The following is a 25,433-nucleotide window of genomic DNA, read 5'->3' as shown; positions in this document are numbered from 1 at the left end:
GGGGTGGAGCAGCCCGGTAGCTCGTCAGGCTCATAACCTGAAGGCCGCAGGTTCAAATCCTGCCCCCGCAACCAAAAGTCCCTGTGATCGCATCAAGCCCCCTCGTGGGGATTTTTGCGTTGTTGGCTGCCGGATTGATCAGCACGGCCCATGATATCTTCCAAGATCGCCTGCTCTTTGAGAAACTCGGACGACGCGGCAACTTTCGAACCGTGCAGCGACGGCTCGCACACTCTCGCCGCTCAAAATCGCGGCAACAACACGTTTACGAAGATCATTTGATATCGGTGCGGTCATTTGATACTAGCCTCCGTCCAGCCAGCGTGAGTGAATCACAACAAAGCTGATTTTGGAATCCAAGCCGATTCAGAAAAACGAGGAAACGCTCTAATTGGTGCGCTGATACTGGCATCGCGTTAGGCGATTAACGTCTTAAGTCTGCATATTTACAAAATCAAAGGGGGAGTTTTGGTAATTCATTACAGCGTGACGCCCTGATGACAGATTTTTGCGTCGCTGTTGGAGAGCTAAGCGATAACATTGAGTATCCGTACAGATTATTGTCCCCCCTGGCCGGACGCCTAGTGAAATCCAATTTACGGACGAGGCCTAAAAATATATAGAAAACATTCGCTTAGAGATTTTTTGCTGTTTTTATAGCTATCGCTATCATCGTATGTTTGAAGTTTGATTTAGTGATGATTTGCATCAATCGATAACGAATTTTCGCTAAATATTTGCCCTCCCTTGTGGTCCCATCAGATTTGCAAAGTTTCACCTTTGCCATAACCACTAAAAGGGGAATAAAAATGCTATTAAAATTATTGACCTGTACGATCATCGCGGTCTCGGTTTTCGCAAATACGGCGCCTGCGTCGGAAAACAAGCCTTTGAGTGTGGGTATGACGACTTGGGTCGGATACGGCCTTTTGCACCTTGCTGATCAGAAAGGCCTCTTCAAAAAGAACAATGTAGATGTGTCGCTCATGACGGTGCAGGACAAGCCTTCTACCGCGGCGGCGATCGCTACGGGCAGGCTCGACGGATGGTCCACAACGGTGGATACTTTCATTTTTTACAACGCCCAACAGCTCGGCATTAAGCAGGTATTGGCTGTAGATTTCTCAAAAGGTGGCGAAGGGATCGTTGCTGCAAACGGGATCAAATCCTTTGAGGATCTCAAGGGAAAGACATTGGGTGCTGAAGAAGGGTCGAGCACTTATTTCTTTCTCCTGAATCTGCTCGCTGACCACAAGATGTCTCCTAAAGACGTTAAGTTGCAGTCTATGCGCGCAGGTGATGCCGGGGCTGCCTTTGCAGCGGGGCGTCTTGATGCTGCTGCGACTTGGGATCCCTGGCTGTCAAAAGCTAAAGAGCGCGGCGGCCACGTGCTAGCCAGCTCCGCAGACAAACCGGGACTGATTGTGGATACTGTTGCCTTTCGGACGGATGTTATCGAAAAGCGACCAGACGACATCAAAAATTTCATAAAGGCTTACTTCGAAGCTTATGATTACTGGAAAGCGTCGCCCGATGACGCGAATGCCATCATGGCAAAGGCTTTGGGCATAAGCGATGAAGAATTCCGAGCATCTCTTTCCGGCCTTGAGTTCGTGTCACGAGAGGAAAACGAGAAATACATCGGATCTGTAAGTTCGCTTGGGATGATAAAAGACGTTACCCAGCGCGGCATCGAGTTCTACATGAAGGCAGGGTTGCTTAAAGCTTCTTTTGAGGCCAGCAACGTCGTTGACGCCAAACCCTTAGCTGCGGCATTAGAAAAGTGAGGCGTCTGATGGTTGTGGAAACGTTAAAAAATCAATTCAGGACCCAGAGCCGACAAACATCTAGGCTTTATGGCAACAATCATCGGCCAACGCGCCTCTTCGCAATCCGCAAGCCTCTTCCCAAGCCAACTTCCCTCCTTCTTTCCATATTGTTTTTCTGCATGCTCCTGGCGATTTGGGCGATTGTGTCGGCCTCGGGTCTCGTGAGTGATTTTTTCCTCCCTGGGCCGTATCAAGTGGGAGAAGCGGGGTGGGCGCTTTATGTCAATAAAGGGTTTCTTGGTGATATCGCGATAAGCATATATCGCGTACTCGTTGGTTTCAGCTTTGCAGCGATCATAGCTGTGCCGCTCGGATTGATGATGGGATCGGTTCAATTCTTCCGGTCTCTGCTTGAGCCCTGCATTGCATTTACCCGCTATATGCCCGCGACCGCTTTCATTCCCTTGCTCGTATTGTGGCTCGGGATCGATGATGGGCAGAAATTTTCCGTAATCTTCGTTGGCACTTTCTTCACTCTGACGTTGATGGTGATGGTCAGCACACTGGCAGTGCCCGTTGCATTGATCGAGGCTGCAATTATGCTCGGTGCGACACCGATGCAGATCATCGTCAAGGTGATACTTCAAAGCGCAAAGCCGGCGATTTTCAACGATTTACGGATCGTTCTCGGTTGGGCTTGGACTTACATCGTGATTGCTGAAATCGTCGCGGCATCAAGTGGTGTCGGTTACATCATTTTGAACGCGTCGCGCTTTATGGACACAGCAACGATTTTCGTGGGGATCATCTCGATTGGCGTCATCGGACTTGTGAGCGATATGATCTTTAATTTCGCGGGTCGATACCTGTTCCCTTACCTGCAACGTGGGCGGTCATGAGAAAAAGATGTCTAATATAATCAAAATTCACAATGTATCGAAGACCTTCGGTGAAGGAAATGCCACCGTTACCGCACTTGATAATGTCAGTCTTGATATTAAGAATGGAGAATTTGTGGTCTTCCTTGGCCCTTCCGGTTGCGGAAAATCCACGCTGCTGCGGATCATGGCGGGTCTGACGAACGCATCGAATGGCAGCATTGTTATCGAGGGTCGTCCTTTGGATGGGCGAGATCGGTCGGTTGGAATGGTTTTCCAGTCCTACACCTCATTCCCCTGGCTTAACGTCGAGGACAACATCGCGTTCGGTCTGGACTTGGCGGGATCAGATAAGGATACCCGCCGCGACAAGGTCGATCGTATGCTGCAACGTGTATCACTCTCGAAGTTCGCCAAGGTATATCCTTCGCAGCTTTCAGGTGGGATGCAGCAACGAGTAGCAATTGCCAGAGCATTGGCGATCGATCCGAGAATTTTGTTAATGGACGAGCCCTTCGGAGCGCTCGATGCTTTAACTCGCGTGGAAATGCAGACCTTTCTCCTCGATTTGAGGTCGCAGGACCGAAAGACGGTCGTATTCGTCACCCACGATATCGATGAAGCTATGTTGCTCGCTGATCGAATTGTCGTGTTCTCACCTCACCCCGGTCGCATTGCGGAGATCATAGATGTCGACATTTCACATCCGCGAACAATCGAGGATACTGAGCGTGAAGACTTTACGCGGCTCCGCCATAAGCTGCGACAATTGCTCTTCTCGATGACAAGAGCAGCGGCTTGATCGACGCTACACATTCACTAGTGCGTTTGCCATGACACGCGCCAGAGCCTTCGCTGCAAGGCTCGGCTGCTTTCGTGAGTACTTGATGCTCAGTGTCGTTAGGGGCAAGGCCGGTAGCATGCCCAAATGATCCAGAACGCGAACACCATTGGTCGCGTCTCCCTCTGTTACGACCGAAATCGCAAGACCTGCACGCACAACCGAAAGAACGCCTTCCAGGCTTGTGCATGAGAATTTGCATTTCCAGGGAATATGTTGAGCATCCAGAGCCGCCGCAGCAGCTTTGCGATAAGCGCATCCTCCATTGACGCCAGCAAAGGGTATGACGCCATCCGATGGAGGTGATCAGTTCGGACCTGCAATCCAGACGATCCGCTCCGTTCTCAGCACCTCACCTGTACTTCCCCCGACCTCCCGAACCAGAGCGAGATCCAGATTGCGGTCCTCCAGGTCACGGAGATGATTGGCACCGAGACCAGCGCGCATTTCCACACCGACACCTGGTTTGTCTGCCATGAACCCTCCGAGCGCGTCGGTGATAAGCCCAAAAAGATAATAATCGTCCGGAACCCCGATCACCACAGTTCCACTTAAAAGCTGAGGTTTAAAGCTCTGTTCCAGTTCATCAACGCATTGCAATACTCGAGCGGCGTGGTGGATCAATTCCCTACCGTCGGCTGTTAGTCGGCAATTCCGGGTGGTTCGTTCGAACAGCTGCTTGCCCAGATGGTCTTCCAGCCTGGCAATCTGATGACTCACTGTAGATTGGGTAATATTGAGCCGCGTGGCCGCCGCAGAGAAACTCTTGGTATCGGAAACAGTCAAAAAACAGCGTAGCAGTGATGTGTCCATAGAAGCTCAACTTATTTATTCAAGTTGCCGATTATTCTATGAGATATTATCGCTTCTTTGAATGAAATGTAACAGCCATTCTTGAGGAATAACGAGAGGATGGCCCATGCAGATAACAAATTTACGACAAGACTTCACTCCGCTCGGACACTTCGATCCAATTGCATTTCTTCAAGCAGTCGTCGCGATAGATAGCTGCGATCCCCCGGGCGGCGAGCTTGATGTCGCCATGCGTGTTCACGAACAGCTGTTATCACTTGGTGTCGAGTCTGAGTTGGAAGAGTTTCTTCCAGGACGGGCCAATGTTCTGGGACGTATTCGCGGGTCAGGGGAAAAGCCGAGTTTCGTTTTTTCCGCTCATATGGATACGGTACCTGTGGGTCATCTGCCATGGCAGCATGATCCTTTTTCTGCGGCTATTTCAGATGGGCGCCTATATGGACGTGGCTCGTCGGACATGAAAAGCGCATTGGCTGCGATGATCGCAGCGGCAGAACGTCTTTTAGAACGGAAGACCCAGCTTAAAGGCGATGTAATTTTTGCTTTCACAGCTGGCGAAAGCGCAAACCTTCTCGGAGCGCGGCGTTTCGTCGAGCGTGGCTTACAGCGCGAGATAGGCGCTTTTTTATGTGGTGAGCCAAGCAGCCTCGATGTCGTCATCGTGGAAAAGGCGGCCTTGTGGCTGAGAGCAACCGCGACCGGTCGCCTCGGGCATGTGTCCGGTGACGCTGGCATAAATGCGATCTCCAGTATCAACGAGTTCTTGTCTAGACTCGCTACATTGGAACTGGATTATACCGCACATCCGCTCCTCGACGCGCCGACCATTCGGGTAGGGCGTATCGAGGGTGGTTCCGCCGTAAACCTGACGCCTGACCATTGCTTTGCTGATTTCGACGTTCGTTTGCTGCCTAACATGGATCATCTTGATGTCATCAAGATTATAAACGGGCAGGCGCCAGAGAATGTCTGCATCAGTTTACTCGATTTCAAGCCCGCGGTGGAAAGCAGGCCGGACGACGCCTTCATTCGTCTATGCAGTGACGTTTGTACTTGTCATATGGGGCGGGTGCCTGCGCTGAAAGGCGTATCTTATTATAGCGACGCGACAGTTCTGCTGGAAGGCTTGGATGTGCCATTCGCAATTGTCGGGCCGGGTGAGCTTGGACTCAGTGGTCAACCCGACGAATCGGTTTCCATCGGTAACGTCCTGCTGGCCGCGAGCATCTATGCCGACGTTGCGGAGGCTTGGCTGTCATGCTGATGAGAACCTCATCTCGCCCGCGCATCGGCATAACGCCTGACATCAACGACGTCGCCGCGCCCGAAACCGAATATGAAGTCCGCCGGAACTATGCAGATGCGATATGGCGTTGCGGCGGGCTCCCACTCGTCCTCCCCTATGTCGATGAGGCTGCAGCCTATCTTGCGAGCATTGACGGTTTGCTTGTCACTGGCGGCATGTTCGACATTGATCCCGCGCTATATGGTCAGGTGCCGAAGCAGTCGTATTCGATGAAGCCCGAACGCACGGAATGCGAAAAGTCGCTCATAGATGGAGCGCTTGAGGCCGGGTTGCCAGTGCTTGGGGTTTGTAATGGAATGCAACTCCTGGCCGTCTGCCTTGGCGGGCAATTGGTGCAAGACATTTCACGGGAAATTCCCGCTGCGCTTGAGCATAAACCAGACCAACGTGCAGACATTGTTCAGCACGATATCACGATTGCACGGCAATCACGCTGTCTGCCTTCACTCAGACCTGGTCGTTATTCAGTTAATAGTGTCCACCACCAAGCGGTTCAACCTTCTCTGCGATATCATACTGTCGCCATTGCAGATGACGGTGTGATCGAAGCCATTGAGGCAACCGAGCATGATTTCGCGGTCGGGGTACAGTGGCATCCCGAATATGGAGCAGGGCCGGCCGATGGTCTGATCTTTAAGGAACTCATAAACGCCGCGCGGGCGTATTCGCTCGGCCGGTCGGGGGTGCTTCATGTTTGATACGCCCGAGAACCGCCTACTCGCTTTAGGTCTCAAATTGCCCGCCATTTTGAAGCCCGCCGGTAATCTACTGGGGTTTAAGATCGATAACGGACAGGTCTTCGTATCTGGGCAACTGCCGCTCGAGGATGGTCGACCCCGCTATTTAGGCAAAGTCGGCGCAACGATCTCGACTGAGGATGCTGTGGAGGCAGCCGCACTCGCTGCTCTGAATGTTGTCGCGCAATTGTCTTTGGCAACAGGGGGAGACTTATCGAAGGTGACAGATATCATCAAAGTGTCAGGCTTTGTGAACTGTACGCCCGATTTCATAGATGTATCTGCTGTCATCAACGGTGCATCGGACCTTCTTGTCTCCGTATTTGGTGATCGGGGACGACACGCCCGCTTCGCCATTGGCGTTACGTCTTTACCGCGGGGTGTGTCGGTGGAAATCGAAGCGATAGCCCGCCTGTCGAAAGCGGAGTGATCGCATGCGTGAGATATTCGTAATGGGGGCGGGGGTCGTCGGCATGACGTCCGCTTATGCTCTCGCGCAGCAAGGATACTCGGTTACGGTCATTGATGCAGGACATGGGCCTGCAGAGGGTGGGGCAAGCTTTGGCAATGGCGCTCAATTAAGCTATTCTTATACCGATGCACTTGCCTCTCCGTCTCTGGTGCGAAACCTTCCAAAATATCTGATGGGGCTTGATCCTGCATTCCGTTTACGCCCTGCTTTTTCACCGGGATTTTGGATTTGGGCCGCGGCCTTCCTCGCCAATGCGACTAGGGTCAAATTTGAAAAGAACACCATCGAGGTTTTAAAGCTTGCGCTTGAGAGCCGCAACGCGCTCACGAATATAAGTGGAGAGTTGGATTTCGCTCATCGCAACGCGGGTAAGCTCACCCTTTACTCCAGTCCGGAGGCGATCCGTGAAGCCGAGGCGCTCAGTCGGCTTAAAAATACTTTCGGTCTTGAGCAGGTAATCCTGTCTTCAGAAGAAGCATTAAAGCGAGAACCCGCGCTCGCGGGATATGGGCATTCTTTTGCCGGCGCATTGTGGTCCCCTTTTGACGAGGCGGGAGACTCCCGGCGCTTCTGCGAGCAACTGAAAATTATGCTGGAGCGTCAGTTTGGCGTGAGGTTCGAGTTCAATACCACAATTAAAGCTTTGATACAGCTGGATGGACGGCTCGTTGCGATACGCACCGACAAGGGTGATCGTGCATGTCGTCACGCTGTGCTCTCGCTTGGCATTTGGAGTAGGGACATCGCTAAGACAGCTGGCTTGGCGCTTCCAATATGGCCGATGCAGGGCTATTCGTTGACCGTTCCTGCCACTTCAGCGGCACCAGCTGCCAGCATCACCGACAGCGCTCGAAAAATGGTATTCTGCCGTATCGGAGATCAGGTGCGCATTGCAGGGCTTGCCGACATTGGCTCAAAAAAAGCACGGTTCAATCAATCGCGCTTTGATCAATTGTTTGACGCCGCAAAGACGGCATTTCCAGAGGCCGGTGATTATCGATCAAATGTCCATGCATGGACTGGCTTCAGACCGATAACGCCGAATAGCCGACCCATTATCGGACCCAGCAAAATCGAAGGATTGTTCTTAAACTGCGGGCACGGCTCCCTCGGCTGGACGCTTTCGATGGGAAGTGCATCTCGTCTAGCTTCACTCGTGAATAATGTATCTCGCTGACATCTGAGGGGATTCAGGGGAACTGTCAGTCTCTACCAATAAAGTCTACAATATAAGACGCAATGATTTCGCTAATCATTTCAATCTTCATCGGAACGAAAATTTGCTATCCCTCTGAAACTCGTTGGCTAATGTTCGCGGTGGATTAAGGTTGCGGACGGTTCAGCCCCCTTCAAGGCTATCTTGAGAGTGGCCCAGGGTAGTGGCCAGATTTGCCTTTACTCTGGGTGTCGAGGCAGCGACGCAAAGTCAAATTCACCACCCCCCTTCTGGGGACATCTGCGAAATCTGAGCGGCACAGCCAGAATGGATTACACTAAATCCGCATTGGCAATGGGGACGGCCCGGGGTTCACCGGGCCTCTATCTTCTTCTGTGCTGGGCCTCAGTGGCAACCGCCACTCTTCGTTTCTTCCTTCGTCGCACAGCAATTTGCCGTGCGATTGTCCTTGCTATGGCCTCTCCGCTCAGCAGGCAGGTCCATTGCGATGTTAGCGTCGAAGAAGCCGTTCGGCTTCAGCGTGAAACCCGCGTATTCGATTGGCATGATTGGGAAATCCTCCGGCTTGCAAACATGGGTGTGGCCGAAGGAATGCCAGAGCACGAGGTCGGCATTCTCGATGTTTCGGTTCTGCTGAACATAGTTTGGCAGGCCATCACCGCCAGCATGGACGTTGGGATAGTCGCCGGAAGCATATTTTTCGCTCGGATCGAAGGCCGTCACCCAGATGTGCTTCTTGGCAAAGCCGCCGCGCTGGGCAACAGTTGAGCCTTGCTGCGCCAGCATTAGTGGGCTCGGCATGACCACCATCTTGTACCCCGGCGCCTTGCCGACGGAATTCTTGACGTTGGGGTTCTGAACCTTCCAATAGCGACCGGTCTCGCCACTGGCTATGGCCGGTGAATCCAGCTCGCGCTTCAGCACCTTGGTCTTCGTGTCGAAGACATTGCCATAGGGGTTGTCGTCACCCCAGGGACGGGGCACGAATTCATGTTCGGTTACGGTATTGCCGCCGCCGTCGACATCCATGTGCAAGCGGGCATTGAAGAAGTGCTGGTGTGTCGGGCCGCCGAGATTGTCGTCGACCATACCGCCCCATTGATAGGTTTCGCCGGGGGCGACTGCCGACGTCTGGATGATGCCGGTGAGCTTGGCTTCGAGTTGGATCGTCCCATCCTGGTAGAGATACCAGTAGAAGCCGTAGTCGTAATTGCCGACCGTGGCGAAGAAGGAGATGACGAGGCGGCGCGAGCGGCGGACTTCGAAGATGCCATTGCGAAATTCGTAGTGCTTCCACAGAATGCCGAAATCCTCCTCATGCATGCAGATGGCGTTTTTCATCACCATCGGCTGGCCGAAATCATCGGCAGAGGGCACGTCGAAATAGTGGATGTGGCCGAGGCAGTCGCAGCCCAGTTCCAGGCAGTTGGCCAGGCGCCCGAGACCATATTCGCCGGCGTCGAAGGCGCTTTTCCAGAAATGGTTGGCGGTCGGATCGGCATAAGGCACGACCATTTCCGTCACCGAGGCACGGAAGACGATCGGGCGGATCTTGCCGCCATCCTTGATGCCGAGTTCATGTAGAACGAGCCCTTCGCGCGGGGTGAAGCCGACGCGGAAGGACCAGTTCTGCCAGTCGACCTTCCAGCCATCGACGGTGAAGCTCGGACCTTCCGGCTGGAGGATGTCGAGTGGCTTAAGGCCCTGGCGTTTTTCCGGAAAGGCTTCCTGGCCGTAATTGCGCTTCTTCTTCGGCACCGGAATGATGCGGCCGTCATCGACCAGATCAACCACCTCGTTCTTCACCAGGTCGACCACGGCGACTACGCCCTCGATCGGGTGAGAATAGCCGTTGTCTCTAACGTCCCCGCGCCAGTAGGAAACGGCGCGGACGATACGCTGGCCCTTTTCGAACTCCAGTCCGAAATAACCGGATGAGAAGGGGTCGATCTGGACGAGCGGGATATCCCCGTCGGTAATGCCGCGCTTCTTCACCGCTTCAATCCAGCGCGGGTCCGCCTTCACCGTCGCCTCGACGGTTTCGAATTCGCACAGCATGACCGGCGGCTGCCCGTAGGGCAGTTCGTCATGGGCCAGGCGTTTGTGGTCAACGACGTGTTTGACCGTCAGGTCAACGATGCTCTCAAATGCCGCCCCGCTGGAGATGTCGAGCGATAGGACGAAGGCGAGACGCGCCAGCGGCTTGCCAGTCCGGAAACCCGCCAGATCCGCCTTGGTCGGTTCTTCCAGGCGGATGATTGGGAAGCGGATGGTGTCGGAGAGTGGCTTTTCGTCTTTGAGGATGGCGACGGCTTCCGCGATTTCGGACAGGCTCAATGGGTCAAGCGGGTGGAACAGGGTGTCGGCGATGGCGTCCATGGAACGGTCCTTTGGCAATCTTGAGGGTTTTGGGGTGGCGCCGGAATCGGGCGCCAACCGTGTGATGTCAGCCGCGGCCGGCGCAAATCTCGCTCTCGATGACAGGCATGCCGTGGATGCAGAAGACACTGCAGAAAGCATGCGCCTCGGCGGCGAGCAGAATGGTCGCGGCGGTAAGGGCGGCAAGCGTTGCGACGAGCAGGCGGTCGGTCGGGCGAAGGGTGTCGAGCGCGGTCATTCGAAGGCCTTTCCCAGCGAGGCGTAGAGTTCCGGCTTTGCCTTCCTGATCCGCATGGCGAAGGCCGCACCGATGAGGCCGACGAGCACAACCAGATAGGGGAATGCTTTGACGATCAGGCTTTCGGAACCGGACAGCAGCGACAGGTTGACGATGACAAGTCCGAGTGCACCGATAAGACCGATCAGCCCAACTGCCGGGGCGATCAACGTGGTCCAGACGCCGTGGGTTGTCTTCACCTTGCGGAAAAACAGGATGATGGCGACGGAGACCAAGGCCTGCACGGCGAGGATGCCGATGACCGCGAGCGCCGACATCCAGGAGAAGACCACCGTATAGGGATCGGCACCAGCAAGGACGAAGAACAAGAGGATGACGGCGGCAGTCGCGCTCTGGACCATCCCGGCGACATAGGGCGAACCGTGCCTCGGATGCACCTTGCCGAGCAGCTTGAAGGCAAGGCCTTCACGGCCAAGCGCGAAGAAATAGCGATTGAGCGTGTTGTGGAAGGAAAGGATGCAGGCAAACAGGCTGGTGATGAGCAGAATATTCATCACCTGCGAAGCCCAGGGACCGAGAATGGTGTCGGTGGCGGCAAAATAAAAGCCTTCCAGACCGGCCGCCGCCGTAGCCTGTACGGTCGTGGGGCCGTAGAACTGGACGATTGCCCAGGTCGAGAAGGCATAAAAGACGGTGATCAAAAGCACGGCGAGGTAAGTGGCGCGAGGAATGGTCTTTTCCGGGTTTTCGGCTTCCTCACCAAAGATCGCTGTCGCCTCGAAGCCGATATAGGAGCCCACGACGAAGACCAGAGACACGCCGAGACCCGGCGCAAAAACGGTGGCTGGCGAAAACGAAGTGAAACCGAAACCTTCCGGACCACCGCCGGAGAGCACGATGCCGATATCGAGAAGCAGCAGGATGGCGATCTCAGCGATCATGCAAATGCCAAGGATGGCGCCGGAAAAGGCGATGTTGCGCTGGCCGCAGACATGCACGATCACGAGCGCTGCAAAGGACCAGACCCACCACGGCAACTCCAAGATCGGCGTCATGGCGCCCGACATGAAGACGCCGAACAGGCCGTAGACGGCAATCTGCACCGCGAAATAGGTGACGAGCGCCATCAGCGCACCGCCGACACCGGCTGGCTTGCCGATGCCATGGGTGATGTAGGTGTAGAAGGCGCCAGCACCACCGACATGGCGGCTCATGGCGGTGAAGCCGACCGAGAATAGCATGTAGAGAATGCCGGCCAGCACAAAGGCGCCGGGCACGCCAGCCCCGTTGCCGAAGGCGAAAGCGGCTGGAGTCGCGCCGACTACGGCGGTCAGCGGAGCGGCCGCGGCCACGACAAAAAAGACGATATGGGCAAGCCCGACGGAATTCTTCGCCAGGCGGTTGGTGGGACCATCCGCAACGGATTGTAATGTCATGGGAACCCCTCATTTGTTTGATTTTCATCAACAGGGTAGGCGCGACATCTTGGCCCCGAAATTGCAAGTCATGCCAATGAATCGATATTTTGCGCCAAGGAACGGGCTTCGGGAGCTGAAAATGGCATCTGCACCGCAATTGACCAGCCGAGTGCCTACAATTGCATCCATTCGGGCCTCCGTGCTCGCCTCGCTCGTCGAACAAATCGATCGCCGCAGCGGCAAGACCGACCTTTTGCTTGCATCACACGGCATTTTGCGTAGCCAGCTTGAAGACTCTTACGCGAAGATCCCGATGGCACGTTACGTCGCGATCTTCGAAGAAGCCGCCCTGATCACCGAAGAACCCTCACTCGGCGCCCGGCTCGGCACGCTGTTCAAGCCGAGCGACATCGGCCCGATCGGGGTGCTGTTTTCGATCTCCGGCACGATCCGGGTCGGCTTTGAGCGTCTGGCGAAATACGTCAACACCGTGCAGGGTGCAACGAGTTCCGGGGTCTTCGAGGAAGGCGGCAATTTGGTCTGGAGCTACCGACTGGAAGATGCCCGGATGTGGCCGAGGAGGCAGGACAGCGAGTTTTCTGTTGTCGCTTCCTGCCAACTCGTCCGCTCGTGCTTCGCCAGGAGCTGGAAGCCGCTAGAGGTGCATTTCGAACATCTTCCGCCCCGGGATATTTCCGTGCTGGAGCGTATCTTCCGCTGCCCGCTGAAATTCGGCGAATCCGCAAACCGCGTCATCGTGGCGGGTGGCGATGCCGCCCGCCTCTACCGGCAGGAGGATCCCGCACTTTCGGCAGTGCTCGAACGGCACGTGGCAGAACTGGTCGGCAAGACCGTGCCGTCGGATAGTATCAGCGAGCGGGTGCGGACGCTGATCGGCATATATCTCGGTCACAAGCCGATCACACTACCGGCGATTGCCGCCGAGCTCCGGATTTCAGTGCGCACTTTGCAGAGGCGGCTTGCCGAGGAGGAGACCTCACTTAGAGAACTGGTTCTGGAAACAAGGGCGGCCATTACCGGCACGCTGCTTGAGGCTGACGTGCAGAGGGCGCGGATCGCCGAGGTTCTGGGATATGCTGATTCAACCGTTTTGTGGCGGGCGCGCAAGTCCTGGGAGCGGCACCTTGGCCGAAAGAATGGCTAGGGCCATCGGGGGCACGGGTCGAAGGTTCGCATCTCTTGGAGAGCTTAACCACTCGGGCGATACGATCGCTCAACTGGTGCAGACAAGATCAATGACCTCCCTGATTACGGCTGCGGTGACCGCAACCTGGAGGGCCGTCCGCCGACCCTGCATTTGACAGCAACAGTCCGCGCCGCCAGATGTTATAGGTCAAGGCGTGCTGCTATGAAATCAATGAATACGCGCACACGAGCAGGGGTATTTGCGCCACCGACAAACACCGCGTGAATCAACTCCACATCGCCAGGATTGAACTCTTCCAGTATTGGCAAGAGCCTGCCGGCGGCGATGTCCTCAGTGACGCTGAAGGCACCGACCCGAGCGATGCCGACGCCAGCGGCAGCAAGCTGGCCAAGCGTCTCACCATTGTTCGCCTCGATGCTGCCTCTCACCGATAGTGTGATGTCGTGTCCGTCGCAGCGGAAAGGCCAGACCGGCTCAGCGCGGCGAAAGTTGAAGTTGAGGCAATTGTGCCGGTACAGATCATCAGGTGCCGTCGGCATGCCGTGGCGTGCAAGATACTGCGGCGCTGCGACGATTATTCGTCGATTTTCGCCTAGCTTGCGTGCGGTCAGCAGACTGTCGGCGAGCGGGCCAAACCGTATCGCAACATCCGCCTGCCCAGCCGCGACATCAACGACCGCGTCGGTCAGTGCGATATCGATGAGGATATGTGGGTAGAGCGCAGCGAATTCATCGAGAAGCGGCACGACGCATAGTCGCCCATGCGACAAGGCTGCGCTAATCCGCAGCCGCCCGCGGGGTGCGCCCTGATCGGCAATTTGCTGCTCGGCGTCGTCGAGATCGGCGAGGATGCGGCGTGCGGTTTGCAGATAGGCCTGGCCTTCAGCTGTCAGTATCAGGGCGCGGGTCGAGCGCAGCAACAGCCTGACACCAAGCCTGGCCTCTATCCGATCGATCGACCGCGCAACTGCCGACGGTGTCAGGCCGAGGGCACGTCCGGCAGCAGAAAAACTGCCCTCTCGCATCACCGCTACAAAAATCTCAAGTGCCCTTGCCCTATCACCACCCATGACCACCTTTGCGTCCAAATCAAAAATCCTTCGCGTTCGTAACGGCTACCGGGGCATTCTTCGACTGTTTATCTGTGAACTCATATAACAATCGGAGTGAAGAGACATGGAATATCGGCAACTGGGTTCATCAGGATTGCGCGTACCGGTGCTTAGCTTCGGCACCGGAACTTTCGGCGGCACTGGGCCGCTTTTTGGTGCTTGGGGCCAGAGCGACGAGACAGAAGCGCGGCGGCTAGTCGATATCTGCCTCGAGGCCGGCGTCACCCTATTCGACACCGCTGATGTCTATTCGAACGGCGCGTCAGAGGCGGTGCTGGGCGCGGCGATCAAGGGACGTCGCGACCAGGTGCTGATCTCGACCAAAACAGGTCTGCCGATGGGTGGCGGGCCACAGGACTGGGGCGCATCGCGCGCCCGGCTGATCCGCGCGGTCGAAGATGCGCTGCGGCGGCTCGGAACCGATCATATCGACCTGCTTCAACTCCACGCCTTCGATGCTTCCACACCGACCGAGGAGTTGATGGGCACGCTCGATATGCTCGTTGCCGCTGGCAAGGTTCGGTACACCGGTGTTTCCAATTATCCGGGCTGGCAGCTTATGAAAGCGCAAGCGCTCGCTGACCGCAATGGCTGGCCGCGTCTTGTCGCGCATCAGGTCTATTACTCACTGATCGGCCGCGCCTACGAGGCGGACCTGATGCCTTTGGCAGCAGATCAGGGCATTGGCGCGCTGGTGTGGAGCCCGCTTGGCTGGGGCCGACTGACGGGGAAAATCGGGCGCGACCGGCCGATTCCCGAGGGAAGCCGTCTTCATGAGACCGAGCAGTTCGCGCCACCGGTTGAGGCTGAGTATCTCTACCGCGTGATAGACGCACTGGAGGCAATCGCTGCCGAGACCGAACGAAGCGTGCCGCAGGTTGCGATCAACTGGCTGCTTCGTCGGCCGACCGTCGCTTCTGTCATCATCGGCGCGCGCAATGAAGCGCAGTTGCGTGACAATCTCGGCGCAGTCGGTTGGGCCTTGTCGGCTGACCAGATCGCCGTGCTCGATGCGGCCAGCACGGTGCTGCCCCCTTATCCCCATACCCCCTACCGCCAGCAGGAAGGGTTTGCCCGCCTGCATCCAGCGCTGGTTTGAGGAGTAGGTCGATGAAACTCAATTTTGGCCTTCTCGCGCTATCGGTCGGCGCATTCGGCATTGGCGTGACTGAATTCGCGCCCATGGGACTGCTCCCCGTCATCGCGGAAGACTTGGGCGTGTCTATCCCGACCGCCGGGCTGCTCATCAGCGCCTATGCCCTCGGTGTGGTGGTAGGAGCACCGCTGATGACATTAACGACAGCACGCGTGCCGAGGAGAACGCTCCTGATCGTGCTTGCTGGTATCTTTACGTTGGGCAACCTGCTGGCGGCGATCTCGAACAGTTACGGCATGCTGCTGGGCGCCCGCATCCTGACCTCGTTGAACCACGGTGCATTTTTCGGCGTTGGAGCGATCGTGGCAACCAGCCTCGTTCCAGCGGAACGGCGTGCCGGGGCGGTGGCGGCGATGTTCATGGGACTGACAATCGCCAATGTCGTCGGCGTACCGCTTGCGACCTGGGCCGGCGATTATTTTGGCTGGCGCGCATCGTTCTGGGGCATCGCAGCGCTGGGTGTGGCGACCATGGCGGCGCTTCGACTGACATTGCCCACGCTCCCGGCAAGGCCCGATGGCAATGCAATGGCGGAACTGCGCGTCATGAAGCGCAGGCAGGTCCTTAGCGCGTTGGGTCTAACCGTTGTGGGGGCGAGCGCGATGTTCACCGTCTTTACCTACATTACCCCAATCCTGCGCGACGTAACTCAAGCTTCGCTCGGCTTCGTTACCGCGATGCTGGTCACCTATGGCGTGGGGTTGACCGTAGGCAACTGGCTGGGCGGGCGTTATGCCGATCGCTCTGTTGATCGCACGCTGATCGTTACCCTGGCGTCACTGACCGTGATCCTCGCTGTGTTTGCGCTGTTAATGCCCTTCAAGATGCCGACCGCTGTTCTGATATTCCTATGGGGCGTCGCGAGCTTCGCGTTAGTGCCGCCGCTTCAGGTGCGGATCATGAACGCAGCTTCGGATGCGCCGAACCTCGCCTCGGCGATGAACATCGGCGCCTTCAACTTGGGCAATGCAATCGGTGCTGTGCTGGGCGGCGGGGTCATCGCGACTGGATTTGGCTATCCTGCCGTTGCCGTGGCGGGAGCGATGGCCGCTGCAATGGGTTTGTTTGCAATGCTTCTTACTTTGCGCGGGGACGCGGAAAGCAGTGGTCGCCAGTCTTGTGAAACGTCGGAGGTCACGGTGGACATTCATCAAGCGTAGAAGCTAAAAAACGGACTTCTCCAGTGATTTGGGCAATTTTAGCCATCTCTCAGAGCAATTTAAGCTGAGCCGTAGCAACAGGCCGTCACCCACGATGATCTTCAATTGCCAAAGATACCTGCGTAGAACGGCTGACGCTGATCCGGATTTACGAGGAGCTTCGGGTGCTAGGTTACGACGGCAGCTACGATACGATCCGGTCTACTCGCCTCCGCTCTTGACAGTGAGATCGCGGCACTTCAGCAGGCGCGCAACAGAGTGTCGGACGGTGATATCAGAGCATTTTCCACCTGCCTTCGAGACAGTAGAAAAGTCTTCGTCTTAGGCTGCGGCCATTTCGCGGCTTTGTCATCGCTGATCACGCTACGTCTCAACCGCTCAGGTTATGAGGCAGTCGATCTGGCTGGCAACACGCTGCATCTCGCCGAGATACTCTCGACGATGACCGAAAAGGACGCCGTTTGGTTACACGCCTTCCGAAGAGCGACAACGCTTCTGCAGGACGTGCGCGATGTCGCCGCTTAGCGAGGCGCAACCACACTTGCTGTGACAGACGTCGGAGGGACGCGCATTGATCCACCACCGGAACATCATATCCTGGTATCTAGGAGAAATCCCGGTGAATCGCAGTCGCTTGTCGTTCCGATGACCATCGCAAACGCAGTTATTCTGGACCTTGCATCCATTGATAACGGACGGTCGATCAGATCACTCAGCGAGTTCAAGCCTTTCAGAGCGTCAACGCGTTTCATCGGGAGTTGAAGGCCAGTAATACTGAGAAAATTTATCATCACGACTGCTTTGCGCCAACAGAAGACATTGCGGCAATGAAAGAATAGCTTTAACTCGCGATGTACAGAGTGAACCAGGAGGACGATTTTGAGAGACACTCTCGTTTATGTCGCTGGACCGTTCATCGTTCTGTTTATCATTTTTTTGGCAACGAGCCCCTTTGCTTTGATCTTTCACGCTATTATCGCTTTCACCAAGCGGAGGATCGGTGGTGTCGCAGCCACCGCCTTGTACGGCGCTGAAGTGATTGGGGTATATCTTTGGTTCAGATGGATTATCGACCCAATTAATGCAGGCTTCGATGCCGACCTTTATGATGGCCCTGTTGGCTTCGGGGCGGGGATGTTTGGGGGCTTCATCATGTTCTTTGCCGGAATGCTGGTGATACTTAACGGCATTGGCCTGTGTCGACTCCCGAAAGGCCCCGCAATGCCGATGAAATGGAAGTAATTGTCAGCTTTGGGTCAAAAGAAGCCATTTGGTCCTGATCTTTTCGTGCTATTGACGTCGACGTGCTGAGACTAGCACCGACCCTCGGTAACCGCATCCGGGGTCTACACCAGGAAAGATAAAGCGTTGGCCCGCAAGAATAGAGATGAGCTGGCTTCATGGGACGAGCCTAAGCCAGAGCCCGTGATCTGTCTAATGTGCGAGCGCGTCATTCCGGAAGATCAGAGGGACGAGCATCATCTCATTCCCAAAAGCAAGGGTGGAAAGAATACTGTGTGCCTGCACCGTATCTGCCACGACCAGATACATTCGATCTTCACCGATGCCCAACTCGCCAAGACGTTTTCCACAATCGAGGCCATCCTAGAACACCCTGCGGCACAGACATTCGTCACCTGGGTCAGGAACAAGCCTCCGGGGTTTTCGGATACTGCAAAGGAATCACGGAAGTCATTCCGTCGGGGCCGCTAACCGTAACAGGCGAGAGTTCCGGTTGGAAGCGAATGGCGCCGTTGCGGCAAAGCGCCCAATAAAGCGGACATTGACGTCTACACCAAGCGATTTTGATGTCGAGGCTCGCCGATGAAAGCGCCAGGTGTTGTCGCGGTCACCTGCCTGAACGCGCAGGAAAACGCAGCCGTGCTTGAGAAGCCTGCGTCGCTCGCCACGTCGGCGATTGCCTTGCCCAGCGCAAGCTGCTCCATGGCTTTTACGATCCGCGCGCGTTGTCTCCAGGCTTTGAGCGTCATTCCCGTCTCCATCGGAAACAGACGGCTTGCCGTACGAACCGAGGTTGCGGCTCGCGATGCCAACTCGTTCACGTCCAAGCGATTGCGATGATCGCCAAGAGCGATCTCAGCTACCCGCTTTGCGACAGGGTTACCGGGCATCGGAAGGTAGGTCGGCGCATCTGACACTGCGCTCAATTCAAGCAGTATCAGCCTCACCACAAGTTCTGCTTTAACCGACGACGCATCGTGTTCGACGGCTGCAGAAAGCAGGGAGTGCAGTAACGGTGTGACCTTGGATGCGAAGGCGCGATCCGGGAAATCTGAAGGGGCCCAGGCTGCGATGGCTGACGGTTGCCACTGCACCATCCAAAGCTCAGCATCCGTTATGATATCCAGGCGATGGGGAACACCTGCCGGAATCCATGCCGTAAGCTGAGGAGGCACAAGCCAGACACCTTCGTCAGTATGAAGCTGGATCATACCAGACGCAGCATAGGTGAGTTGCGCCTCATCATGACTATGTAACGGCAAGGCGGAACCGCGCGGTTTGCTCATGCGATGGATATTGAAAAGTGGGTGCATATGGAGTGGCCTGTCTGCGATGCGGATTGGCATCACATCGAGAAACTACACGTATATGAGAGAGCAGGTCAATATTCGGGAGACGTGACGATGAGAGCTGTTGTTATCCGGGAGTACGGGTCCAATGATGTGGTGGAGATCGCTGAGGTCGATCGGCCAGAGCCGGGGGTCGGCGAAGTCTTGGTGAAGGTTCACGCAGCAGGCGTGAACCCGATTGACTGGAAAATTCGTGGGGGCATGGGCCAGCGCATGGGGTTGACCCTGCCGATCCGCCTCGGAGGCGAACTTGTCGGCACGATCGAGAAGGTTGGTGCTGGCGTCGAGAACTTTCAATTGGGTGAGACCGTCTTCGGCATGGTTCAGACCGGTGCTTTTGCAGAATATGCGGTTGCCAAAGCAATCAATGTCGTGCGTACGCCTCATAATATCGACGTCATCCACGCAGCAGCCCTTCCACTGGCAGGCTCCACTGCGTGGCAGGCGCTTTTTGATGAAGCAGGACTTTCCGCCGGACAACGTCTTCTCATCACGAACAGTTCGGGCGGGGTCGGTTCTCTTGCCGTGCAGTTCGCCAAGGCAATAGGTGCGCATGTCACAGCGGTAGCTTCTGGACGTAACGAAGACTTCGTTCGTTCCCTCGGTGCTGACGAGTTCATCGACTACACGACCCGACCCTTTGAAGACGCCGCATACGAAATCGATGTCGTGCTCGACACGATGGGCGGAGAAACATTTCAGCGCGCTTTCAAAACGCTCAAGAAGGGCGGTTTCATGGTTACGGTCGTGGCCTTCCCCAACGACGAAGCCGAGCGCTATGGGGTCAGCGTAAAGCGATCTTTCACCGTTCCAAGCGCGCGTAACCTGGCCTCGATTGCGGAACTGGTCGAGGCTGGCAAAGTGGTAGCACATGTCGATACGGTTCTGCCGTTGGCAGAGATCAGGCAGGCGCTTACGCTATCTGAGGCTGGTCGCGCCCGTGGGAAGATCGTTCTCACAGCCACAGAATGATCTACGCCATTCTCCAGTTCGATTCTGTCTGCTGATGACCATACGGCACGATCGCGCCAGTAGCGACCAATATAGCGACCGCGGTTTAATAACCCGCGGTCGCGTTCAGTAACGTCCGAAGCATGCTGGACTATTTGGAGAGTCGCCGTGACGCACAGCTAGTCTCTGGCTACCCACATAAAAAACGTCTCCCGGTGGTCTGCCGCTCTGACCGCCTCAAGGTAACGCGGTTTCCAAACGTCACCAATGAACCTCTCCATCGTCGTCGGCAATTTCGGACGATCCTCGTGCTCACCATGAAACTTCACGATGCCATTGTTCAAAGCGTTAGCACTCAGGGTATCGTCCTGCCATTTCTCCGGCGTCCCGAACCGCGCCAGAAATTCAGCTTTCACATCTTCCCGGGTCGTCTCGATGTATCGGTACTCCACCGGCTTGCCGATTTCCTTGCCGATCATCGCGGCCAGTTCGTTCATCGAAACATCTTCCGAGCCGACTTCGAGATAGACGCGGTGTCGGCCCGTCGGATTGGTCAGTTCCTTCGCCGCCAGCCACGCGATGTCATCGGTCGCTACCCAGGGCATTTTTAATTCAGGTTTGCAGAACCAGGCAATTCGACCGTATTTGGCAACCGGCCCCGTCCAAGCAGCCACGTCTTCCATGAACCATGCGGCGCGCAGGTGGATCAAATCGATATTGCGCAGTTCGTTGAGCTTTTGGTCCAGATAGTGGAAGCACTCGAAATGACCCGTTTTCCCCTTCACGTCGGAGCCCATGGCCGTGAGGCTTACGGCCAGTTTGACGGAGGATTTTTCGAGCGCATCGACAAAGCGCTGGGCAACAGCGGGATAGTGTCCCTCGATGTTGTTCCAATCCGTTTTCACCATCAGGAACGCGGCATCCGCACCCTGGAAAAATTGGTCAAGGTCTCCCGTTCCCGTGTCAAAGCTTCCCAGAAATGGCTCTGCTCCGAGTTCGACCAGTGCATCAAGCGCTGGGCCGCCTCTCGATAAAGCTCTGACCTGATGCCCGGCGCCTAGCAGGATCCGGGTCAACTTGGCGCCAACGCGTCCCGTTGCGCCAACGACAGAAATTCGCATGATAGTCTCCCTTCAGCTATTGATGAGCCGATAGTAGACTGTTGCAGTCCGCACGAATTTAGAGATAATGCCAAATGATCTCAAAATCGGGCCAATCCGCACAACCGCGTTCCTGCTTCGACGACTTTGATCCTGACTGGTCAGATCGTCCTGCCGTCGCTGTCCGCCTCGACTTCAGCGACTATGAGGCTGAGGTGCCCCAACACCAGCACAAGGAAGGGCAGCTCATCTTGGCCCTCCACGGGGCCGTCACCTGCAGGACGGAGAATGGCATCTGGATTGTTCCGCCAGACTGTGGAGTCTGGATACCCGGCGGTATGCCACACAGCAACCAGGTCACGTCCAACGCACGCCTGTCCTATCTGTTTGTTCAACCCGAAGCGGCCAAGCTGCCACAGGAGTGCTGCACTCTGTCGGTTTCACCGATGCTCCGCGAGATGATCCTCCGACTAGCAGATGTGCCGGTCAGTTCTGCTCCGGACGATCATATCGACCGTATGGTGCGGGTCTTGTTGGATGAACTCGCACAAATGCCGATACAGGGGTTGGACTTGCCCGCATCCAGCCATCCCAAAATCGCCGCGATCACCGCTGCCATGATGGCAGAGCCGAGCGACCGTCGCACCCTGGTCGATTGGGCGGCACACGTCGCCATGAGTGAGCGATCCCTAAAGCGGCTGATGGTCCAGGAAACGGGACTGACGTTTGGCAGGTGGCGGCGGCAACTGCACTTGGTCATCGCGCTGCGCGAACTGGCCAGCGGCGCGACTGTTCAGAGCGTTTCGAGCGACCTTGGATATGAATCGCCTACCGCTTTTATCGTCATGTTTAAAAAGGCGTTGGGCAAAACACCAGCGCGCTACTTCGCGAGTTGAGTTGTCGGATAATCAACGCGCGATCAGGCCCCCGTAACCAAATCTTACCAAATCACCGAGAATGAAGAGAAAAAGCTGCCTCAAACGGGCAGCGTCCGCGCTCGGACGCGAAACATAATGCCGACCGTGTGGATTGTAGGCTGGCGATCCGAAATGCTCAGGCGCCATCCAACAACTCGACCTACCGAAGCTTCGCCTTCGAAGAAGCGCTCGAAAACAGAGCCTCGCACTTCATTCAGTCCTGCGCTGTAAAGCGCAACATAATACCCCTGTTCAACGCTAAAAGATGATTGTCATTATCTTGTTTTTTCGCAGGCCAGCGGATATACCGCGCCTGCAATTCTATGGCTCTTTGCCGATACAACAGAACTGGAAGTTTTCCGTGAGCGTTTTGAAGCCTTTTTTGACCATTTCTAGTATTATGGCTGTTCTCGGCCTGAGCGTCGCTCCTGCCTTGGCAGCGCCGACACAATATCCGCTGACGCTTGAAAACTGCGGCGCGACGGTTGTTTTTCCGAAGGCTCCTGAGCGTGCTGTTGGTCTTGGGCAGAACAGCGCGGAAATCATGTTGATGCTTGGTCTCGAAGACAAGATGGTTGGCACGGCTTTTTGGCCGAGCAAGGTTTTGCCTGAACTGGCGCAGGCCAATGCCAAGGTCAAGCTTCTGACTGTCGAGTTCCCGACTTTCGAATCCATTCTAGCGCAGAACCCGGATTTCGTGGCTGCGGCTTTGCCGACTTTGATTGGCCCGACGAGCAAGGTTGCCAAGCGCGAGGATTTCGAGAAAGTTGGCGTGCCGGCCTATCTTTCGCCCAGCACCTGCCTCAGCACTGATAAGGTCAAAAACGAATATGGCAGCCGTGACCAGCTGTGGAACATGGATTTGCTCTACAAGGAAATCGACGAGCTTTCGCAGATTTTCGATGTTGCAGATCGTGGTCAGGCACTGATTGCCGATTTCAAGAAGCGTGAAGCCGCGCTGCGCTCCAGCGTTTCCAAGGATGGCAAGACATTTTCCTATGTCTTCTGGTTCTCCAGCCAGTCGCCTAGCGCTGACGCCTATCTCGGTGGCAAAAACGCTGCCTCTGGCTTCATTGCCGATCTGCTCGGCGGCAAGAACGCCATCACCGCTGAAGCGGAATGGCCGACGCTGGGCTGGGAAGGCATCATCGCTGCCAATCCCGATGTCATCGTCGTGGCGAGCCTCGACCGTAACCGCTGGGAACTGGACAAGCCGGAAGCCAAGATCAAGTTCTTGAACACCGATCCGGCGGTCAGCCAGATGCCTGCCGTCAAGAACAAGGCCATCGTCGTGATGGATGGCCAGGCAATGAACCCCACTGTCCGCACCCTGTACGGTGCAGAGCAGGTTGCTGAACAGCTCAAGGCACTCGGCCTGTTGAAGTGATCGAGACGCGCCATCCTTTCCAACGGTTGGCCACTCTGGGCGGTCTCCTTTTGGCCTCCCTTGCGGCCATCGGCCTTGTGGTTGGTGTCAGTGTCGGAATCGGCGATCTGCCGATTCCGCTCGCGACTACCTTTACATCAGTGACCAACCGTCTGGGCTGGACGGCGGTGGAACTGAACCGCATCCACGAAACGGTCATCTGGGATTATCGTCTCAGCCGCGCGCTGGTCGCTGCCTTTTGCGGGGCAGGGCTGGCGATTTCTGGTGCGATCATGCAGTCGCTGCTGCGCAACCCGTTGGCTGAGCCTTATGTGCTCGGCATTTCGGCTGGCGCCTCATCCGGCGCGGTTGCGATCGTCATTCTCGGCATTGGCTCAGGGGCGGTTTCGCTTTCGGCTGGCGCGTTTGCCGGTGCCTTTGCTGCCTTTCTTTTCGTCGCACTGTTGTCCAATGGAACGAGGGGCGGGGCTGATCGCACCATTCTTGCCGGCGTTGCAGCCTCGCAGCTCTTCAATGCCGCAACGTCTTACATCGTTACCACCTCGGGCAACGCGCAGCAGGCGCGTGATGTGATGTTCTGGTTGCTCGGCAGTTTTGGCGGTGTGCGTTGGCCGGAATTCATGCTGGTTTCAGTCGTGGTCGGTTTTTGTCTGGTCGCCTGCCTCTGCTATGCGCGGGTGCTGGATGCGTTTGCTTTCGGTGATGAGGCTGCTTCCTCGCTTGGTGTCAATGTCGGTCGCGCGCGCATTCTTCTCTTTGCCCTGACAGCTATGATGACTGCTACCATCGTCAGCATGGTCGGCTCGATTGGTTTCGTCGGCCTCGTTGTGCCGCATGCGGCGCGTTTCGTCGTCGGGCCGCTCCATATCCGGCTGTTGCCAGCCTGCGCGGTGGTTGGGGCGATTTTCATGGTGCTTGCAGATATTGCCGCACGCATTCTCGTTCCGCAGCAGGTGCTGCCGATTGGTGTGGTCACGGCGCTTGTCGGTGTGCCCTTCTTCTCCGTCATTCTCTACCGGTTCCAGAAGTCATCATGAGCATTCGGGCGGATAACCTTACTTGGAAGATTGGCCGGAAGACCGTGCTCGACGGCGTGTCTTTTGCTGCTGAGCCGGGCAAAATGCTGGGATTACTGGGGCCGAATGGCTCTGGCAAGACCTCGCTTCTGCGGCTTATCGCCGGGTTGAAGCAGCCGCATTCGGGCAGCATCACGCTTGAAGGCCAAAACCTCACCGCAATCGGGCGACGGTCCATCGCCCAGCGTGTCGCCTTCATCGAGCAGCATGCGACGACGAACTCCAATCTGCGCGTTGTGGATGTTGTGAAGCTGGGTCGGTTTCCGCATCGCTCTATGTTTTCCGGCTGGACACGTGCCGATAGCGACGCGGTGGAAGAAGCGCTGGAGCGGGCCGGAATGGTGGCCAAGCGCGATGAGCGTTGGCAAAACCTCTCCGGCGGTGAAAAGCAGCGGGCGCATATTGCCCGCGCGCTTGCGCAGACGCCAAAAGAACTCATTCTGGACGAGCCGACCAACCATCTCGACATCCAGCATCAGATCAGCCTCATGCGCCTCGTTTGTAGTTTGCCGATCACAAGCATCATTGCGCTCCACGATCTCAACCATGCAGCAATGTTCTGCGACACGCTGATCGTCCTGCAGGAAGGCAAGATCGTCGCATCAGGCACACCGGAAGCGGTTCTGACGCAGGAACTGTTGAAAGACGTGTTCTGCGTCGACGCGCGGGTGGAAACATCGCCGCACCACGCCCGGCCGCATATTCATTATCTGGGTTGAGTGCTGCGAAGCATGGCAGCCGATGCGAGGCATTCCGTCGCGCATAGGAAATAAACCAGTCTGACGAT

Annotated in this window: 23 protein-coding genes and 2 pseudogenes; 17 read left to right on the top strand and 8 right to left on the bottom strand. The window is 56.2% G+C overall.

Going from position 1 to position 25,433, the window contains the following annotated elements; all coding sequences use genetic code 11:
* Window positions 1-174 precede the first annotated feature (174 nt).
* Window positions 175-297, bottom strand: a pseudogene (locus ABUK73_RS23415) (IS630 family transposase); the annotation flags it as partial.
* Between the two features lie 512 nt (window positions 298-809).
* On the opposite strand from ABUK73_RS23415, the gene ABUK73_RS22390 reads away from it, so the two are divergent.
* From ABUK73_RS22390 to ABUK73_RS22380, 3 genes are read left to right on the top strand one after another with little or no spacing between them, the layout of a single operon-like run.
* Window positions 810-1,787: an ABC transporter substrate-binding protein gene (locus ABUK73_RS22390; RefSeq protein WP_353579183.1), complete on the top strand. Its 978-nt coding sequence runs from the start codon at window positions 810-812 to the stop codon at window positions 1,785-1,787.
* Between the two features lie 8 nt (window positions 1,788-1,795).
* The gene (locus ABUK73_RS22385; RefSeq protein WP_353579182.1) at window positions 1,796-2,668 is read left to right on the top strand and encodes an ABC transporter permease; all 873 of its coding nucleotides are present in this window, start codon (window positions 1,796-1,798) and stop codon (window positions 2,666-2,668) included.
* A 7-nt stretch (window positions 2,669-2,675) separates the two neighbouring features.
* Window positions 2,676-3,449, top strand: a complete 774-nt coding sequence (locus ABUK73_RS22380; protein WP_353579181.1) for an ABC transporter ATP-binding protein — start codon at window positions 2,676-2,678, stop codon at window positions 3,447-3,449.
* Between the two features lie 6 nt (window positions 3,450-3,455).
* Here the strand turns inward: ABUK73_RS22380 and ABUK73_RS22375 are convergent.
* Window positions 3,456-4,301: pseudogene (locus tag ABUK73_RS22375) on the bottom strand (LysR family transcriptional regulator).
* A gap of 106 nt (window positions 4,302-4,407) precedes the next feature.
* On the opposite strand from ABUK73_RS22375, the gene ABUK73_RS22370 reads away from it, so the two are divergent.
* From ABUK73_RS22370 to ABUK73_RS22355, 4 genes are read left to right on the top strand one after another with little or no spacing between them, the layout of a single operon-like run.
* Window positions 4,408-5,565 carry a M20 family metallopeptidase gene (locus tag ABUK73_RS22370; RefSeq protein WP_353579180.1) on the top strand — a complete coding sequence of 386 codons (1,158 nt, stop codon included), beginning with the start codon at window positions 4,408-4,410 and terminating at the stop codon, window positions 5,563-5,565.
* Window positions 5,559-6,305: a gamma-glutamyl-gamma-aminobutyrate hydrolase family protein gene (locus ABUK73_RS22365; protein WP_353579179.1), complete on the top strand. Its 747-nt coding sequence runs from the start codon at window positions 5,559-5,561 to the stop codon at window positions 6,303-6,305. The genes ABUK73_RS22370 and ABUK73_RS22365 overlap by 7 nt, the downstream gene beginning before the upstream one ends.
* Window positions 6,298-6,774 (top strand): RidA family protein, encoded by a 477-nt coding sequence (locus ABUK73_RS22360; RefSeq protein ID WP_353579178.1) that lies wholly within the window; start codon window positions 6,298-6,300, stop codon window positions 6,772-6,774. The genes ABUK73_RS22365 and ABUK73_RS22360 overlap by 8 nt, the downstream gene beginning before the upstream one ends.
* A 4-nt stretch (window positions 6,775-6,778) precedes the next feature.
* Window positions 6,779-7,993: an FAD-dependent oxidoreductase gene (locus ABUK73_RS22355; protein WP_353579177.1), complete on the top strand. Its 1,215-nt coding sequence runs from the start codon at window positions 6,779-6,781 to the stop codon at window positions 7,991-7,993.
* A 384-nt stretch (window positions 7,994-8,377) separates the two neighbouring features.
* Here ABUK73_RS22355 and ABUK73_RS22350 read toward each other — a convergent pair whose 3' ends face one another.
* The 3 genes from ABUK73_RS22350 to ABUK73_RS22340 all read right to left on the bottom strand — a co-directional run bounded on the left by ABUK73_RS22350 (window position 8,378) and on the right by ABUK73_RS22340 (window position 12,046).
* Window positions 8,378-10,372: a primary-amine oxidase gene (locus tag ABUK73_RS22350; RefSeq protein ID WP_353579176.1), complete on the bottom strand. Its 1,995-nt coding sequence runs from the start codon at window positions 10,370-10,372 to the stop codon at window positions 8,378-8,380.
* A 67-nt stretch (window positions 10,373-10,439) separates the two neighbouring features.
* Window positions 10,440-10,610, bottom strand: coding sequence for a hypothetical protein (locus ABUK73_RS22345; RefSeq protein ID WP_353579175.1), 171 nt, complete (start codon window positions 10,608-10,610; stop codon window positions 10,440-10,442).
* A complete protein-coding gene (locus ABUK73_RS22340; RefSeq protein WP_353579174.1) occupies window positions 10,607-12,046 on the bottom strand; it encodes an APC family permease in 1,440 nt (479 codons plus the stop codon). The genes ABUK73_RS22345 and ABUK73_RS22340 overlap by 4 nt, the downstream gene beginning before the upstream one ends.
* Window positions 12,047-12,167: 121 nt before the next feature.
* On the opposite strand from ABUK73_RS22340, the gene ABUK73_RS22335 reads away from it, so the two are divergent.
* Window positions 12,168-13,193 carry an AraC family transcriptional regulator ligand-binding domain-containing protein gene (locus ABUK73_RS22335; RefSeq protein ID WP_353579173.1) on the top strand — a complete coding sequence of 342 codons (1,026 nt, stop codon included), beginning with the start codon at window positions 12,168-12,170 and terminating at the stop codon, window positions 13,191-13,193.
* Between the two features lie 182 nt (window positions 13,194-13,375).
* On the opposite strand, the gene ABUK73_RS22330 is transcribed toward ABUK73_RS22335, so the two are convergent.
* A complete protein-coding gene (locus tag ABUK73_RS22330; protein WP_353579187.1) occupies window positions 13,376-14,266 on the bottom strand; it encodes a LysR family transcriptional regulator in 891 nt (296 codons plus the stop codon).
* A 106-nt stretch (window positions 14,267-14,372) separates the two neighbouring features.
* Between ABUK73_RS22330 and ABUK73_RS22325 the strand changes: the two genes are divergently transcribed.
* The 4 genes from ABUK73_RS22325 (at window position 14,373) to ABUK73_RS22310 (ending at window position 17,866) form a co-directional block, all read left to right on the top strand.
* A complete protein-coding gene (locus ABUK73_RS22325) occupies window positions 14,373-15,407 on the top strand; it encodes an aldo/keto reductase (protein ID WP_353579172.1) in 1,035 nt (344 codons plus the stop codon).
* Between the two features lie 11 nt (window positions 15,408-15,418).
* Window positions 15,419-16,624, top strand: coding sequence for an MFS transporter (locus tag ABUK73_RS22320; RefSeq protein ID WP_353579171.1), 1,206 nt, complete (start codon window positions 15,419-15,421; stop codon window positions 16,622-16,624).
* A gap of 258 nt (window positions 16,625-16,882) precedes the next feature.
* The gene (locus tag ABUK73_RS22315) at window positions 16,883-17,149 is read left to right on the top strand and encodes a MurR/RpiR family transcriptional regulator (RefSeq protein ID WP_353579170.1); all 267 of its coding nucleotides are present in this window, start codon (window positions 16,883-16,885) and stop codon (window positions 17,147-17,149) included.
* Window positions 17,150-17,503: 354 nt separating this feature from the next.
* On the top strand, window positions 17,504-17,866 hold the full coding sequence (locus tag ABUK73_RS22310) for a hypothetical protein (RefSeq protein ID WP_353579169.1): 363 nt from the start codon (window positions 17,504-17,506) through the stop codon (window positions 17,864-17,866).
* Window positions 17,867-18,414: 548 nt separating this feature from the next.
* Here ABUK73_RS22310 and ABUK73_RS22300 read toward each other — a convergent pair.
* Window positions 18,415-19,179 carry an AraC family transcriptional regulator gene (locus tag ABUK73_RS22300; protein WP_353579168.1) on the bottom strand — a complete coding sequence of 255 codons (765 nt, stop codon included), beginning with the start codon at window positions 19,177-19,179 and terminating at the stop codon, window positions 18,415-18,417.
* Between the two features lie 90 nt (window positions 19,180-19,269).
* Here ABUK73_RS22300 and ABUK73_RS22295 point away from each other — a divergent pair, with 90 nt between their 5' ends.
* Entirely contained in the window at window positions 19,270-20,187 is a 918-nt protein-coding gene (locus ABUK73_RS22295) for an NADP-dependent oxidoreductase (RefSeq protein WP_353579167.1), read from the top strand.
* A 158-nt stretch (window positions 20,188-20,345) separates the two neighbouring features.
* Here ABUK73_RS22295 and ABUK73_RS22290 read toward each other — a convergent pair whose 3' ends face one another.
* A complete protein-coding gene (locus ABUK73_RS22290) occupies window positions 20,346-21,287 on the bottom strand; it encodes an NmrA family NAD(P)-binding protein (protein WP_353579166.1) in 942 nt (313 codons plus the stop codon).
* A 74-nt stretch (window positions 21,288-21,361) separates the two neighbouring features.
* On the opposite strand from ABUK73_RS22290, the gene ABUK73_RS22285 reads away from it, so the two are divergent.
* The 4 genes from ABUK73_RS22285 to ABUK73_RS22270 all read left to right on the top strand — a co-directional run bounded on the left by ABUK73_RS22285 (window position 21,362) and on the right by ABUK73_RS22270 (window position 25,365).
* Window positions 21,362-22,162 (top strand): AraC family transcriptional regulator, encoded by an 801-nt coding sequence (locus ABUK73_RS22285; RefSeq protein ID WP_353579165.1) that lies wholly within the window; start codon window positions 21,362-21,364, stop codon window positions 22,160-22,162.
* 421 nt (window positions 22,163-22,583) lie between these two features.
* Entirely contained in the window at window positions 22,584-23,570 is a 987-nt protein-coding gene (locus ABUK73_RS22280; RefSeq protein ID WP_353579185.1) for an ABC transporter substrate-binding protein, read from the top strand.
* Window positions 23,567-24,607 carry a FecCD family ABC transporter permease gene (locus ABUK73_RS22275; RefSeq protein WP_353579164.1) on the top strand — a complete coding sequence of 347 codons (1,041 nt, stop codon included), beginning with the start codon at window positions 23,567-23,569 and terminating at the stop codon, window positions 24,605-24,607. The genes ABUK73_RS22280 and ABUK73_RS22275 overlap by 4 nt, the downstream gene beginning before the upstream one ends.
* The gene (locus ABUK73_RS22270) at window positions 24,604-25,365 is read left to right on the top strand and encodes an ABC transporter ATP-binding protein (protein WP_353579163.1); all 762 of its coding nucleotides are present in this window, start codon (window positions 24,604-24,606) and stop codon (window positions 25,363-25,365) included. Before ABUK73_RS22275 ends, ABUK73_RS22270 begins: the two co-directional genes overlap by 4 nt.
* The last annotated feature ends 68 nt before the right edge of the window (window positions 25,366-25,433 follow it).

This window comes from Agrobacterium vacciniicorymbosi (assembly GCF_040427045.1).
In the GTDB taxonomy this organism is placed as follows: domain Bacteria; phylum Pseudomonadota; class Alphaproteobacteria; order Rhizobiales; family Rhizobiaceae; genus Agrobacterium.
The sequence above is the reverse complement of the archived record's forward strand: the minus strand, read 5'-3'. Positions and strand labels throughout refer to the sequence as shown.

What these genes read in the sequence shown, in the direction of transcription:
- ABUK73_RS22390 (WP_353579183.1), top strand. Translation starts at nt 810, where the DNA reads ATGCTATTAAAATTATTGACCTGTACGATCATCGCGGTCTCGGTTTTC.
- ABUK73_RS22385 (WP_353579182.1), top strand. Translation starts at nt 1,796, where the DNA reads ATGGTTGTGGAAACGTTAAAAAATCAATTCAGGACCCAGAGCCGACAA.
- ABUK73_RS22380 (WP_353579181.1), top strand. Translation starts at nt 2,676, where the DNA reads ATGTCTAATATAATCAAAATTCACAATGTATCGAAGACCTTCGGTGAA.
- ABUK73_RS22370 (WP_353579180.1), top strand. Translation starts at nt 4,408, where the DNA reads ATGCAGATAACAAATTTACGACAAGACTTCACTCCGCTCGGACACTTC.
- ABUK73_RS22365 (WP_353579179.1), top strand. Translation starts at nt 5,559, where the DNA reads ATGCTGATGAGAACCTCATCTCGCCCGCGCATCGGCATAACGCCTGAC.
- ABUK73_RS22360 (WP_353579178.1), top strand. Translation starts at nt 6,298, where the DNA reads ATGTTTGATACGCCCGAGAACCGCCTACTCGCTTTAGGTCTCAAATTG.
- ABUK73_RS22355 (WP_353579177.1), top strand. Translation starts at nt 6,779, where the DNA reads ATGCGTGAGATATTCGTAATGGGGGCGGGGGTCGTCGGCATGACGTCC.
- ABUK73_RS22350 (WP_353579176.1), bottom strand. Translation starts at nt 10,372, where the DNA reads ATGGACGCCATCGCCGACACCCTGTTCCACCCGCTTGACCCATTGAGC.
- ABUK73_RS22345 (WP_353579175.1), bottom strand. Translation starts at nt 10,610, where the DNA reads ATGACCGCGCTCGACACCCTTCGCCCGACCGACCGCCTGCTCGTCGCA.
- ABUK73_RS22340 (WP_353579174.1), bottom strand. Translation starts at nt 12,046, where the DNA reads ATGACATTACAATCCGTTGCGGATGGTCCCACCAACCGCCTGGCGAAG.
- ABUK73_RS22335 (WP_353579173.1), top strand. Translation starts at nt 12,168, where the DNA reads ATGGCATCTGCACCGCAATTGACCAGCCGAGTGCCTACAATTGCATCC.
- ABUK73_RS22330 (WP_353579187.1), bottom strand. Translation starts at nt 14,266, where the DNA reads ATGGGTGGTGATAGGGCAAGGGCACTTGAGATTTTTGTAGCGGTGATG.
- ABUK73_RS22325 (WP_353579172.1), top strand. Translation starts at nt 14,373, where the DNA reads ATGGAATATCGGCAACTGGGTTCATCAGGATTGCGCGTACCGGTGCTT.
- ABUK73_RS22320 (WP_353579171.1), top strand. Translation starts at nt 15,419, where the DNA reads ATGAAACTCAATTTTGGCCTTCTCGCGCTATCGGTCGGCGCATTCGGC.
- ABUK73_RS22300 (WP_353579168.1), bottom strand. Translation starts at nt 19,179, where the DNA reads ATGCACCCACTTTTCAATATCCATCGCATGAGCAAACCGCGCGGTTCC.
- ABUK73_RS22295 (WP_353579167.1), top strand. Translation starts at nt 19,270, where the DNA reads ATGAGAGCTGTTGTTATCCGGGAGTACGGGTCCAATGATGTGGTGGAG.
- ABUK73_RS22290 (WP_353579166.1), bottom strand. Translation starts at nt 21,287, where the DNA reads ATGCGAATTTCTGTCGTTGGCGCAACGGGACGCGTTGGCGCCAAGTTG.
- ABUK73_RS22285 (WP_353579165.1), top strand. Translation starts at nt 21,362, where the DNA reads ATGATCTCAAAATCGGGCCAATCCGCACAACCGCGTTCCTGCTTCGAC.
- ABUK73_RS22280 (WP_353579185.1), top strand. Translation starts at nt 22,584, where the DNA reads ATGGCTGTTCTCGGCCTGAGCGTCGCTCCTGCCTTGGCAGCGCCGACA.
- ABUK73_RS22270 (WP_353579163.1), top strand. Translation starts at nt 24,604, where the DNA reads ATGAGCATTCGGGCGGATAACCTTACTTGGAAGATTGGCCGGAAGACC.